The organism is Bradyrhizobium sp. 14AA, assembly GCF_054185205.1.
Genome location: NZ_JAVAYM010000060.1, coordinates 1 through 11,318 on the forward strand (window position 1 = coordinate 1; position 11,318 = coordinate 11,318).

Sequence of the window (11,318 nt, forward strand, 5' to 3'; positions counted from 1 at the left end):
CGGCGCGCCCAAGAACTGCCGGTCTGGCTACACCAATACAACTGGCACAGACCCCACGGTGGTATAGACTCCCAAACGCCGATCAGCAGGCTCGGTTTGTCCAAGGACAACCTCTTGAGGCTCCACAACTAGGCCGGGACGACGCCGAGTGTGCGGCCAGAGCCGGGAGCTTAGTGCCCCTCGCCCTCGAGCCCGCCGACGTGCTTCTGGGTGTAGAGCTCGAGGCCGATGCGGCCGATCAGGTCGAGCTGGGTTTCGAGGAAGTCGATGTGGTGCTCCTCGTCGCTCATCAGCTTCTCGAACAGGTCACGCGTGACGTAGTCCTTGGCGCTGTTGCAATAGCCGGCCGCCTCCTGGTAGAGCGCCCGCGCGCTCATCTCGGCGGCGAGGTCGCACTCGATGATCTCCTTGACGTTCTGGCCGATGCGCAGGGGATCGAGCACCTGCATGTTCGGGAAGCCGTCGAAGAACAGGATCCGCTCGGTGAGCTTGTCGGCGTGCTCCATCTCCTCGATGGACTCCTTGCGCCAGACCTTGGCCATGTCCCGCAGGCCCCAATTGTCGAGGAAGCGGTAGTGCAGCCAGTACTGGTTGATCGCAGTCAGCTCGTGACGCAGCGCCTTGTTGAGATAGTCGATGACTTTTGCGTCGCCCTGCATGGTTCACTCCAGCTCTTGCAGTCCAAATCGGCCCTAAACCGAACTTAGAACGCTTCTAAATGACTTTGTACGCGGGGACAACCAGCTACGGGGCCACAGCCGGGGAAAAGCTCAACTGATAGTGCGGAAGATTTCAGCAGGCCGCGAGGGCGAATTGGGCGAGCTCTGCCGTCTCGTCATTGGCGGCCACGGTGTGGCTGTGCGGGCAACCGGAGCAGCAGGATTTGGCGCAGGGGCCGAGGGCTTCGTCGATGATGGTCTTGATCGTCCGGGCACAGCGGCCGCATTCGGCGCTGCAGCCGAGGCATCCATAGACCTGCTTGGCATGGCGCACGGCGTCGTCGGACTCGGCGACCGCAGCGCGGATGTCGTCATCGCTCAGCACGTTACAGGAACAAACGATCATGGAAGCGGCAGGCCCTTCGGTGATGCGTCATCATCGATATTTAAGGGGCCGCCCGGATGCAAAAGGAAAAACCGGTATTTGAAGCTATTCCAAACTGACCCCGGAACCAGCCTAGAACGGCTCTAAAACATGGTGTTGCGCTGGATCAAGGTTGCGGTGGACCTAGTCGCCGCCACCACCTCCCCCACCGTCGCCGCCGCCTCCGCAATCACCGCCGCTGCTGCCGCTATCGCTGCTGGAGCACCTGCCGCTGTCAGTCGAACTGCCCGAACTGTCGCTGGAAAACCAGCTCCCCAGCGAGAAGCCGTCGCTCGGTCCGGAATAGCTGTCGCCACCTCCGCCCTCGCCGCCGGCCGCCGCCCGTGAACGTCGCTGGCCACGATTATGGACGTGGGTGAACCAACCGAAGCCAATCGCGAAGATAACCCCCGCCGCGATCAGGGTATTCATCATGGCACTGCCCATCGCCGTCTCCTTGCAGACCTGCGGTCCGTACCAATTGGTCGGGCCCGGCAAAGGTGCCGTTCATTGATCATTCAAGCGAAATATGGAACTCTGCTCCCAAAGAGTTCCCGCGTGTTTGTGCGAAAGGTCTAACCGATGAAGAAGTCGCTCCTGGCAGTCGCTGCCGTCGCCGTCCTGGCCCTTTCGGCCGGCACGCCAGCCCACGCGCAGCGCGGCGTCGCTGCGGGCGTGGCGGCTGGCATCATCGGCGGCGCCATTGTCGGCGGCGCGCTGGCATCTCCGTATTATTACGGACCAGGACCTGGCTATTACGAACCGGGCTACTATCCGCCCCGCTACTACGCACCGGGACCGGGTTATGTTGCCGACGACTATTACGGCAACGGCTGCGTCTGGCAGAAGCAGCGCTTCTGGGACGGCTATGCCTGGCGCGTCCGTCGCGTCAGAGTCTGTGGCTAAGGCGCCAACAGCCGGTTCACTACGGATGCGCCGTTCATCTCCGGGCCTGAAAAAGACCGCTTTTTCTCGTCACAGCTCCGTGTGCGTTTACCGTGGATTGACCATTTGCGCGCTTCCTAGCTGCAAGGCCAATTCCATCAGCGTGTGCGTGAACCTTTGAAACCCGGGCGCCTCTAACAAGAGGAACCCATCTCCCAGGAGAGCCAAGAGCATGAAGAAGACTTTAGTTGCCGCCCTCACGGTTGCGACGGTCGCCGGTTCGCTGGTCACCGCCACTCCGTCCGCGAAGGCCCATGACGGCGTCGGCGCCGGCCTTGCAGCTGGCCTGATCGGTGGCGCCATCGTCGGCGGCGCCATCGCGTCGAGCCGTCCCGCCTATGGCGGCCCGGTGTACGTGGCCGAGCCCCCGCCGCCCGCGCCCTGCTACTGGCAGCGCCAGCGCTATTGGGACGGTTACGGCTGGGTCGTTCGCCCGGTTCGCGTTTGCTACTGATCTGATCGCCCGGCGCATGCGCGCCGCGATCGAAGCCCGGCCGAGTATCTCGGCCGGGCTTTTTCTTTGGTCCCGCGCTATCGCGCCGCCTGGATCGAGCGCAGCACCTCTTCGCTCGGCCAGCAATCGACCTTGAGGCCCGCCGACTTCTGATAGGCGCCGAGCGCGGCGCGCGTCTGCATGCCGGCCTTGCCGTCGATCTTGTCCTTGTAGAGCCCGGCGCGCGTGAGCCCGCGCTGCATGGTCTCGACGTCCTTGGTGCGCAGCTGCTTGGAGGCGGACCACGATGAGGCGAACGGCAGTGGGCTCGTCATGCGGTCGCTGAGATGGCCGACGAACAGCACGTAGAGATCGGAGAAATTGTATTCCTTGATGACGAAGTAGTTCTTCGTGGTCAGGAACGACGGGCCGTAGATGCCTTCGGGCTGGAGCAGCGAGGCCGGCTGCGCCTGTTCAGCGGCGCTCAGCTTCTGCCCGCGCACCGGCACAAAACCTTCGCGCAGCCACTGGCCGATCGGCTTCGTCACCTCGGGCACGCCCGTCGTGCAATCGACCTTGGCGGGCGCCTGCACCTCATAGGCCCAGCGCACGCCGCTCTGCCAGCCCTTGTTGACGAGCTGCTGTGCGGCGGACGCCAATGCATCCGGCACCGAGCGCCAGATGTCGATGCGGCCGTCGCCGTCGAAATCGACGCCGTGCTTGTAATATTCGGACGGCAGGAACTGCGTAAGCCCGGTGGCACCGGCCCAGGACGAGCGCATGTCCTTGCGCGTCACCACGCCTTCGCCGAGGATCTTCAGCGAGAGGATGAACTCGTTGCGATAGGTGTCCTTGCGCCGGCCGACATAGGCCTGCGTCGCCAGCACGCGCACGAGATCGTAAGGCAGCGTGTAGCGGCCGTAGTCGGTCTCGCGGCCCCAGATCGCCAGCATCACCGTCGCCGGCACGCCGGATTTGTTTTCGATCTCGCTGAGCGCCGGACGATATTTTTGAAGCAGCCGCTGTCCCTCACCCGCAAGGCGCGCGATCGAGGCTTCCTTGACGTAGTCGGCGGGCACCTGCACGAACTCGGCCTGCGACGGCGCGCCGGTCGCGGGCCGGCCCGGCAGGATCAGATCAGGCAGCTTGTAATCGGGCTCGAGCCCGCGCGTTTGCTCATCAAACGTCGCCCGCGACACACCGGCGGCCTGCGCCTCCGGCCAGAGCGAGGCGATGAATTGCGTGAAGGCGGCGTCGGCGGCGCGGGCGGACGACCATCCGCAGGTGACCACGATCACCGCAGCGATGAGCGCCCGCCGCATCATGCCGCCATCACCGCGTCAGCTTCTTGTACTTCACGCGGTGCGGAATGATGCTGTCCTGGCCGAGCCGGCGCATCTTGTCCTTCTCGTAGTCCTGGAAGTTGCCTTCGAACCATTCGACATGGCTCTCACCTTCGAACGCCAGGATGTGGGTCGCGATGCGGTCGAGGAACCAGCGATCATGGCTGATGATGACGGCGCAGCCGGCAAAATCCTCCAGCGCCTCTTCGAGCGCGCGCAGCGTGTCGACGTCGAGATCGTTGGTCGGTTCGTCGAGCAGCAGCACGTTGGCGCCGGACTTCAGCATCTTGGCGAGATGCACGCGGTTGCGTTCGCCGCCGGAGAGTGCACCGACCTTCTTCTGTTGATCGGCGCCCTTGAAGTTGAACGACGAGCAATAGCCGCGCGAGTTCACTTCCTTCTTGCCGAGCAGGATCAGCTCGTTGCCGCCGGAGATTTCTTCCCACACGTTCTTGTTGCCGTCGAGCGCGTCGCGCGACTGGTCGACGTAACCAAGATGCACGGTCTCGCCGACCGTGATGGTGCCCTTGTCCGGGGTCTCCTGCTTGGTGATCATCTTGAACAGTGTGGTCTTGCCGGCGCCGTTCGCGCCGATCACGCCGACGATCCCGCCCGGCGGCAGCTTGAAGGTGAGATCGTCGATCAGCAGGCGATCGCCATAGCCTTTGCTGAGGGTTTCGAAATCGACCACGTTGGCACCGAGCCGCTCGGCGACAGGAATGATGATCTGCGCAGTCTGGGTCTGCTTATCACTCGCCTGCTTGAGCAGATCCTCATAGCGCTGGTAGCGCGCCTTGGACTTGGCCTGGCGCGCCTTCGGCGAGGACGCGACCCATTCCTGCTCGCGTGCAATTGTCTTCTGGTGCGCGGCGTCCTCGCGGCCTTCCTGCTCCAGCCGCTTCTGCTTCTGCACCAGCCAGGACGAGTAATTGCCCTCGTAGGGAATGCCCTTGCCGCGATCGAGTTCGAGAATCCAGCTCGTGACGTTGTCGAGGAAGTAGCGATCGTGGGTCACGATCAGGATCGCGCCGGGATAGGTGCGCAGATGGCCTTCGAGCCAAGACACCGACTCGGCGTCGAGATGGTTGGTCGGTTCGTCCAGCAGCAGCAGCTCGGGCTGGTCGAGCAGCAGCTTGCACAGCGCGACGCGGCGACGCTCACCGCCGGATAGCTTCGTCACGTCGGCATCGTCGGGCGGGCAGCGCAGCGCGTCCATGGCCTGGTCGACCTTGCTGTCGAGATCCCAGAGGCCCTGGGCCTCGATCTCGTCCTGCAGCTTGGTCATCTCGTCGGCGGTCTCCTCGGAGTAGTTCATCGCCAGTTCGTTGTAGCGATCGAGGATGGCCTTCTGCTTGGCGACGCCCAGCATGACGTTCTCGCGCACGTTGAGTGCGGGATCGAGATGCGGTTCCTGCTCGAGGTAGCCGACGCGGGCGCCCTGCGCGACCCAGGCCTCGCCGTTATACTCCTTGTCGAGGCCAGCCATGATCTTGAGCAGCGTCGACTTGCCCGAGCCGTTGACGCCGAGCACGCCGATCTTGGCGTCCGGGTAGAACGACAGATGGATGTTATCGAGCACCTTCCGGGTCGGGTAGCTCTTGGTCAGGCCCTGCATGAAATAGATGAACTGGCGCGCCATCGGTCCCGTGAAACCTTCGATTTGAGGAAATTTGCTTGCCGCCGATGTAACGATCCCGCCCCCAAAGGGCAATGTTTTCCCTCCGTTCACCACGGATGAATACGGGACGGACACCATCCCGCCACCGATCCGGACAATTGAAACCATTTTTTAATAAAGCAGGCCAAAGCTCGGTTTCGCGCGGAAACAGCGCCACCCGCTCAGAACGAACGGGGAGCACAGCGAGACAGCGTCATGGCTCTGATCGAGACCCACTCTCTTCCTGTTCCGGCCGAAGCCGGACGCGCCTCCGCGGTCGTCTCGGAGCTCAAGGGCTTCTGGAAGCGCTTCTTCGCCACCGCCTTCAACCCCTACCGGCCCGAGCTGCACTACATGCGCGGCCCCGGCCCCGCCTGGCGCGCCAAGCATGGCATGGATGCGCCGGTCCGGCTCAAGCCCCGCGACCTCTGAGCCACTTCCCCCTATCGGAATTTTGAAGACGCAAGCTGCTTGCGCGCGAGGCTGATTGCGCGCAACCATGGCCCCGGTTCCGACGATGGCGCCCGCCCAGCGCCGTCACCTCTCGCCATGGATGAACGCTGATGAGCCGGCTGCGCTGTGCAATTCTCGACGACTATTTCAATCTCGCCCTCGACGTCGCCGACTGGCCGAAGCTGTCCGACCGCATCGACGTCACCGTGTTCAGCCATCCCTTCACCTCGGAACAGGCCGCGGCCAGCGCGCTGGCCGACTTCGACATCGTCTGTGCGATGCGCGAACGCACCGCGTTCCCCAAGAGCCTGTTCGAGAGCTTGCCGAAGCTGAAGCTGCTTTTGACCTCCGGCATGCGTAACGCCGCGATCGACATGGAGGCCGCCAAGGCGCGTGGCATCGTCATCGGCGGCACGCAATATTCCCGCGATCCCACGGCACCGCTGACCATGGGCCTGATCCTGGAGCTGACCCGCGGCATCGGCCGCGAGAATGCGCGCATGCATGCGGGCGAGCCCTGGCAGACCTTCGCCGGCGTCGAGATCGAGGGGATGACGCTCGGCGTCGTCGGGCTCGGCAAGCTCGGCAGCAAGATGGCCGGCATTGCGAAGGCGTTCGGCATGAACGTGATCGCCTGGAGCCCGAATCTCACGCCGGAGAAGTGCGCGGCGGCCGGCGTCGGCTACGCCACCAAGGAGGAGCTGTTCGCCAAGGCCGACATCATCACCATCCATGTGGTGCTGAGCGAGCGTTCGCGGGGCCTCGTCGGAGCTGCCGATCTCGCGCGGATGAAGCCGACAGCGTTCCTGGTCAACACCGCGCGCGGGCCGATCGTGGACGAGCAGGCGCTGCTCGAGGCGTTGCAGCAGCGCAAGATCGCAGGCGCCGGCATCGACGTCTTCGCGGTCGAGCCGCTGCCGGTCGACCATCCCTTCCGCAAGCTCGACAATCTCGTGCTGACGCCGCATCTCGGCTACGCGACCGAGGACGGCCTGCGCATCCATTACGGTCAGATGGTCGAGGCGATCGATGCCTTCACCAAGGGCAGCGAGCTGCCGCGCAAGCTGGCCTGAAATGAAAAGGGCGTGCCGACGGCACGCCCTTCGCTAATCTTGAATTGTATCGCAGCGCCTAGCGCACGGTGACCGGCGCGGGCAGCGGCGGCACCACGGTCGGCTGCGTGCCCGGGACCGGACCGGCCTGGGCGGCCATCGGAGCCGGCCCAGCGGGTGCCGGCGCGGCGGAGGCGGTCGCCGTTCCCGGCGCCGGACCGCCCGGCATCACGACCACCCGGGTGCCGACCTTGACCCGGTCGAACAGGTCCGAGACGTCCTCGTTCAGCATGCCGATACAGCCGGACGAGACGAACTTGCCGATCGTCGAGGGCTGGTTGGTGCCGTGGATGCGGTAGACGGTCGAGCCGAGATACATCGCGCGGGCGCCGAGCGGATTGCCGGGGCCGCCGGCCATGAAGCGCGGCAGATAGGGCTGGCGCTCGATCATCTCCGTCGGCGGATGCCAATCCGGCCACTCGGCCTTGCGGGTGATCTTCTGCACGCCGGTCCAGGTGAAGCCGTCGCGGCCGACGCGGACGCCATAGCGGACGGCGCGGCCATTGCCGAGGACGTAATAGAGGTAGGTGTTCGGAGTATCGACCACGAGCGTGCCGGCCGGCTCCTTGGTCTGGAACGAGACCTCCTGGCGGCGCAGGTTCGGCGCCAGCTGGGCGGGAGCCGCATCAGGCTGCTCCTCGGGCGGCAGCGAAGCGACCGTCATCGGCCGGCCATCGGCGCCAACCGGCGGCTGCCCGGCCTGGACCGTTCCGGTCGCGGCGGGACCACCGACGGCCTCCGGCGGACGCAGGCCGTCACTGGCGGGAGCCTGTCCCTGGCCCGGACGGTTGGCGTAGATCACCGGCGGCGGACCGGCGGGGCGGCCGTAGCGGGGATCATCGGGTGACATCACCGGGCCCTGCTGCGGCGCGGCCGAATAGACCGGAGCGCCAGCCGGACGGCCATAACGGGGATCATCCGGCGACATCACCGGCCCCTGCGGCGGGGCGGCCGAGTAGACCGGCGGGCCGGCGGGGCGGCCATAGCGGGGATCGTCGACCGGGCCGGGCGGCGGCAGCGAGGCCTGCGGCATCGCGTCGTCGTCATCTTCCAGCGCGTCGAAATTCGGCGTGCGGTCACCGGGGCGATATTCGGACGGCGCGCCATAGCCCGGCGCCTGCTGGACCGGATAGCTCTGAGCCTGTGCGAGCGAGGTTCCCGCCGCAGCGACTGTTGCGGCAGCGCATATCGTCAGAAAATGTTTGATCATCATCGCTCTTGTATAGTCCCCGGACCCCATCGGACCGTTAACGGCCAGATGGCCGAAGATAGCGGCACATTCAAGACATTACAGGCTGATTTGTGCCTGAGTTAGCGATTTGTGATGCGCCCGCACACAGTTGCCCCGTTGCATCACGGGGCGGAAATCGCATCAGGCCGTAGATTGCCGGAGTCTCCGGCCCCGAATTTAAGGGAACGGCGCGGAGGCGTTGCGATATGTTCGAATCAGCCTGATTCGCCACCGATTTGAGCTCGGATTCCGCGTGGCGAACGCGGCAAGCAGTACCGTCACCGCGTTCAGATGGCTCTTGGGTCCCGGTCGCCACCCGCCGGGGCGGAAATTCGTAACCCCTCGATGCTTCCCGGCTTTCGCTTCCTGTTTGCCGCGATCCTGCTGTCAACCTCCATCCTGGTGTTCGGCCTGGGCGCCGCCGCGCTGCTGCGGGCGAGCCATGAGCAGTATGTCAGCAACCCCGCCTGGCGGAACGGCCCGCAGGAGCAGGTGTTTGCGCAGGCGCCCGAGCCGGCCCAGCCGGTGCTCGCGGTACTGCGGGCGGAGCCGGAGGTCACGCCCGAGCCCACGCCGTCGCTGCGCGACCAGGTGCCGACGATCGGACTGCCTGCGAGCGAGCCTGAGCCGGTCGCCGCGCTGACGACCGAGGCCGAGGCTCAGCCTCCGACTGACACCCCCGCGACCGAACCGGCCAGGACCGAGACAACGGCGGAAGCCGCAGCGCCCGCGCCCACCGACACGCTCACCGCTGCCGATACCACGGCATCGATCCCCGAGGCCAAGCCAGCCGCAAGCGCACCGGCCGACCCCAGCGCCGCCCTCGTCTCCTCCGCAATCGATGTCGCCTCGGCCAAGCTGGCCGCGCTGAACGACCCCGCGACCACGGCCTGGAAGGATCCGCCGGCCAAGGCCAAGGCGGACGTCAGCACGCCGGATGGCAAGGCCACCAAGCGCAAGGCGAAGGCGAAGAAGCGGCACCGCGTGGTGCTGCGTCCGCCGCCTCAGCAGCTGCAGCAGCAGCTCGATCCGTTCGGGCAGCCGCAGCAGACCTTCGCTACGACGACCACGCGCACGCGGTAGTGCCCCTTCTTCGCCTCTCCCCGCTTACGGGGAGAGGGAGCGTACCGTCGCCATGGCGACGAGCTTACGCCGGCCCGGTCGCGATCGGCGGGCCTTTGTCCTGGCCCCATTCCGACCACGAGCCGTCATAGAGCGCGGTGTCGGTGATGCCGAGGCGATAGAGCGCGAGCGTCAGCACGCCGGCCGAGACGCCGGAGCCGCAGCTCGTCACGATCGGCGCGTCGAGCTTGACGCCGGCATTCGCGAAGGCGGCGCGGAGATCGTCGAGCGGCTTCATGGTGCCGGTCGCTGCATCGAACAGCTGATTATAGGGCACGTTGCGGGCGCCGGGGATGTGGCCGGAGCGGATGCCCGCGCGCGGCTCGGGCGCGCGGCCCTCGAAACGATCGGCGGCGCGCGCGTCGATCACCTGCTCGGCCCGGCTTTCGACGTTGGCGATCAGCTGCTGCATGCTGCGCACGCGCTTCGGATCATAGCTAGCCTTGAAGGTCGCGGGCTTCGGCTTCACCTCGCCGCTCTCAACGGGGCGCCCCTCGGCGCGCCACTTCTTCAGACCGCCATTGAGGATGCGCACATTGCTGTGGCCGAAGGCCAGCAACATCCACCACGCGCGGGGCGCTGCGACCCAACCGCCGGCATCGTAGAGCACGACGGTGTCGGCATTGGAGATGCCGAGACCACCGACATCGCGGCCGAACTGCTCAGCGCTCGGATACATGTGCGGCAGCGGGTTGGAATGATCGGACACCGCATCGACGTCGAAGAACACGGCGCCGGGCAGATGCGCGGCGAGATAGTCGTCCTTCGGCAGCGGCAGCATGCCCGGCAGCTTGAAGCTGGCGTCGAGCAGCTTGACGTTGGGATCGCTGATATGGGCGGCGAGCCATTCGGTGGAGACGAGGGGATCGGTGGCGGTGGTCATTGGCTTTTCCTTGTCATTCCGGGGCGCGCACACCGCCAGTGAGATTGAAGCAGCGCGCGTCAAACTCTGCTGTCATCGCCCGGCTCGACCGGGCGATCCAGTACTCCGAGACAGCTGTGATTCAACCGAGAAGCCGCGGCGTACTGGATTCCCCGCCTTCGCGGGGAATGACGGGTGGAGAGAGCAGTAACTCCCCCTCACCCCTTCTTCTTCGGCTCCCACTGCTCGGTCGCACCGCCGGCATCGCGCCAGGCGGCGTAGCCGCCGGCGATGTGGGCGACGGGCTTCAAGCCCATGTCCTTGGCGGTCTTGGCCGCGAGCGCAGAGCGCAGGCCGCCGGCGCAGTGGAAGACGAACTTCTTGTCCTCCTGGAAGATCGGCTTGGCATAGGGGCTTTGCGGATCGATCCAGAATTCCAGCATGCCGCGGGTGCAGGCGAACGCGCCGGGGATGCGGCCGTCGCGCTCGATCTCGCGGGGATCGCGGATGTCGACGATGACGACATCGCCGTTCTTGGAGATCTCGATGGCATCCTTGGCGGAGAGCGTCTCGATCTCGGCATTGGCCTCGTCGATCAGCGCCTTGATGCCGCGGGTGATGTTTTGGGGCATGTGGTTCTCCCTCTTCTTTGCTGTCATTCCGGGGCGCGACGACGTCGCAAACTACGGTGCGCAATTGCGCACCAGAGAATCTCGAGCAGCAGTAGATCATCTCGAGATTCCGGGTTCGCGCTACGCGCGCCCCGGAATGACAAGAAGCTAGTGCGTCAACTCCTTCATCGCACCCTCAAGACCCTCGATCGTGATCGGGTACATGCGGTTCGCAAAGATGCGTTTGATGATGGTGGTCGATTCCGAATAGTCCCAGTGCTTCTGAGCGACCGGGTTGAGCCACACCGAATGCGGATAGGTGCGGATGATGCGGTCGAGCCAGACCGAGCCGGGCTCCTCGTTGACGTGCTCGACCGAGCCGCCGGGCACCATGATCTCGTAAGGCGACATCGAGGCGTCGCCGACGAACACGACCTTGTAGTCGTGCGGGTATTTGTGCAGCACG

At 65.3% G+C, this 11,318-nt stretch carries 13 protein-coding genes and 2 pseudogenes; 6 read left to right on the forward strand and 9 right to left on the reverse strand.

The window, feature by feature from the left end; all coding sequences use genetic code 11:
- Positions 1-132 (forward strand): annotated as a pseudogene (locus RAD15_RS43135) (IS481 family transposase); the annotation flags it as partial.
- A 38-nt stretch (positions 133-170) separates the two neighbouring features.
- Here RAD15_RS43135 and bfr read toward each other — a convergent pair.
- From bfr to RAD15_RS43150, 3 genes are all read right to left on the reverse strand, one after another.
- Complete coding sequence (gene bfr / locus RAD15_RS43140) at positions 171-659, reverse strand: bacterioferritin (protein ID WP_092021671.1); 489 nt, start codon at positions 657-659, stop codon at positions 171-173.
- A 133-nt stretch (positions 660-792) separates the two neighbouring features.
- Positions 793-1,065 carry a (2Fe-2S)-binding protein gene (locus RAD15_RS43145; protein ID WP_211412057.1) on the reverse strand — a complete coding sequence of 91 codons (273 nt, stop codon included), beginning with the start codon at positions 1,063-1,065 and terminating at the stop codon, positions 793-795.
- Positions 1,066-1,227: 162 nt separating this feature from the next.
- Entirely contained in the window at positions 1,228-1,530 is a 303-nt protein-coding gene (locus RAD15_RS43150; protein WP_458184751.1) for a hypothetical protein, read from the reverse strand.
- Positions 1,531-1,665: 135 nt separating this feature from the next.
- Between RAD15_RS43150 and RAD15_RS43155 the strand changes: the two genes are divergently transcribed.
- Both RAD15_RS43155 and RAD15_RS43160 read left to right on the forward strand, forming a co-directional pair.
- A complete protein-coding gene (locus tag RAD15_RS43155; protein WP_458184752.1) occupies positions 1,666-1,989 on the forward strand; it encodes a hypothetical protein in 324 nt (107 codons plus the stop codon).
- Positions 1,990-2,200: 211 nt separating this feature from the next.
- Positions 2,201-2,482: a hypothetical protein gene (locus RAD15_RS43160; RefSeq protein ID WP_458184753.1), complete on the forward strand. Its 282-nt coding sequence runs from the start codon at positions 2,201-2,203 to the stop codon at positions 2,480-2,482.
- A 77-nt stretch (positions 2,483-2,559) separates the two neighbouring features.
- Here the strand turns inward: RAD15_RS43160 and RAD15_RS43165 are convergent, their stop codons facing one another.
- Entirely contained in the window at positions 2,560-3,786 is a 1,227-nt protein-coding gene (locus RAD15_RS43165; RefSeq protein ID WP_458184754.1) for a lytic murein transglycosylase, read from the reverse strand.
- Positions 3,787-3,793: 7 nt separating this feature from the next.
- Positions 3,794-5,443: an energy-dependent translational throttle protein EttA gene (ettA, locus tag RAD15_RS43170; protein WP_458184755.1), complete on the reverse strand. Its 1,650-nt coding sequence runs from the start codon at positions 5,441-5,443 to the stop codon at positions 3,794-3,796.
- A 234-nt stretch (positions 5,444-5,677) separates the two neighbouring features.
- On the opposite strand from ettA, the gene RAD15_RS43175 reads away from it, so the two are divergent.
- Positions 5,678-5,893, forward strand: coding sequence for a hypothetical protein (locus tag RAD15_RS43175; RefSeq protein WP_458184756.1), 216 nt, complete (start codon positions 5,678-5,680; stop codon positions 5,891-5,893).
- Positions 5,894-6,024: 131 nt separating this feature from the next.
- Positions 6,025-6,987, forward strand: coding sequence for a D-2-hydroxyacid dehydrogenase family protein (locus tag RAD15_RS43180; protein ID WP_458184757.1), 963 nt, complete (start codon positions 6,025-6,027; stop codon positions 6,985-6,987).
- 58 nt (positions 6,988-7,045) lie between these two features.
- Here RAD15_RS43180 and RAD15_RS43185 read toward each other — a convergent pair whose 3' ends face one another.
- Entirely contained in the window at positions 7,046-8,236 is a 1,191-nt protein-coding gene (locus RAD15_RS43185) for a L,D-transpeptidase family protein (protein ID WP_458184758.1), read from the reverse strand.
- Between the two features lie 366 nt (positions 8,237-8,602).
- Here RAD15_RS43185 and RAD15_RS43190 point away from each other — a divergent pair, with 366 nt between their 5' ends.
- Positions 8,603-9,340: a hypothetical protein gene (locus tag RAD15_RS43190; protein WP_458184759.1), complete on the forward strand. Its 738-nt coding sequence runs from the start codon at positions 8,603-8,605 to the stop codon at positions 9,338-9,340.
- A gap of 64 nt (positions 9,341-9,404) precedes the next feature.
- On the opposite strand, the gene sseA is transcribed toward RAD15_RS43190, so the two are convergent.
- From sseA to RAD15_RS43205, 3 genes and pseudogenes are all read right to left on the reverse strand, one after another.
- Positions 9,405-10,262, reverse strand: a complete 858-nt coding sequence (sseA, locus tag RAD15_RS43195) for a 3-mercaptopyruvate sulfurtransferase (RefSeq protein WP_458184760.1) — start codon at positions 10,260-10,262, stop codon at positions 9,405-9,407.
- Between the two features lie 197 nt (positions 10,263-10,459).
- Entirely contained in the window at positions 10,460-10,873 is a 414-nt protein-coding gene (locus RAD15_RS43200; protein ID WP_458184761.1) for a rhodanese-like domain-containing protein, read from the reverse strand.
- Positions 10,874-11,020: 147 nt separating this feature from the next.
- A pseudogene (locus tag RAD15_RS43205) lies at positions 11,021-11,318 on the reverse strand (VWA domain-containing protein); the annotation flags it as partial.

Bases quoted from the DNA above. Each gene is read 5' to 3' on its own strand.
- RAD15_RS43190 (WP_458184759.1), top strand. From the start codon at position 8,603: ATGCTTCCCGGCTTTCGCTTCCTGTTTGCCGCGATCCTGCTGTCAACC.
- RAD15_RS43155 (WP_458184752.1), top strand. From the start codon at position 1,666: ATGAAGAAGTCGCTCCTGGCAGTCGCTGCCGTCGCCGTCCTGGCCCTT.
- RAD15_RS43165 (WP_458184754.1), bottom strand. From the start codon at position 3,786: ATGATGCGGCGGGCGCTCATCGCTGCGGTGATCGTGGTCACCTGCGGA.
- bfr (WP_092021671.1), bottom strand. From the start codon at position 659: ATGCAGGGCGACGCAAAAGTCATCGACTATCTCAACAAGGCGCTGCGT.
- RAD15_RS43150 (WP_458184751.1), bottom strand. From the start codon at position 1,530: ATGGGCAGTGCCATGATGAATACCCTGATCGCGGCGGGGGTTATCTTC.
- RAD15_RS43180 (WP_458184757.1), top strand. From the start codon at position 6,025: ATGAGCCGGCTGCGCTGTGCAATTCTCGACGACTATTTCAATCTCGCC.
- RAD15_RS43175 (WP_458184756.1), top strand. From the start codon at position 5,678: ATGGCTCTGATCGAGACCCACTCTCTTCCTGTTCCGGCCGAAGCCGGA.
- RAD15_RS43145 (WP_211412057.1), bottom strand. From the start codon at position 1,065: ATGATCGTTTGTTCCTGTAACGTGCTGAGCGATGACGACATCCGCGCT.
- sseA (WP_458184760.1), bottom strand. From the start codon at position 10,262: ATGACCACCGCCACCGATCCCCTCGTCTCCACCGAATGGCTCGCCGCC.
- RAD15_RS43200 (WP_458184761.1), bottom strand. From the start codon at position 10,873: ATGCCCCAAAACATCACCCGCGGCATCAAGGCGCTGATCGACGAGGCC.
- RAD15_RS43160 (WP_458184753.1), top strand. From the start codon at position 2,201: ATGAAGAAGACTTTAGTTGCCGCCCTCACGGTTGCGACGGTCGCCGGT.
- RAD15_RS43185 (WP_458184758.1), bottom strand. From the start codon at position 8,236: ATGATCAAACATTTTCTGACGATATGCGCTGCCGCAACAGTCGCTGCG.
- ettA (WP_458184755.1), bottom strand. From the start codon at position 5,443: ATGGCGCGCCAGTTCATCTATTTCATGCAGGGCCTGACCAAGAGCTAC.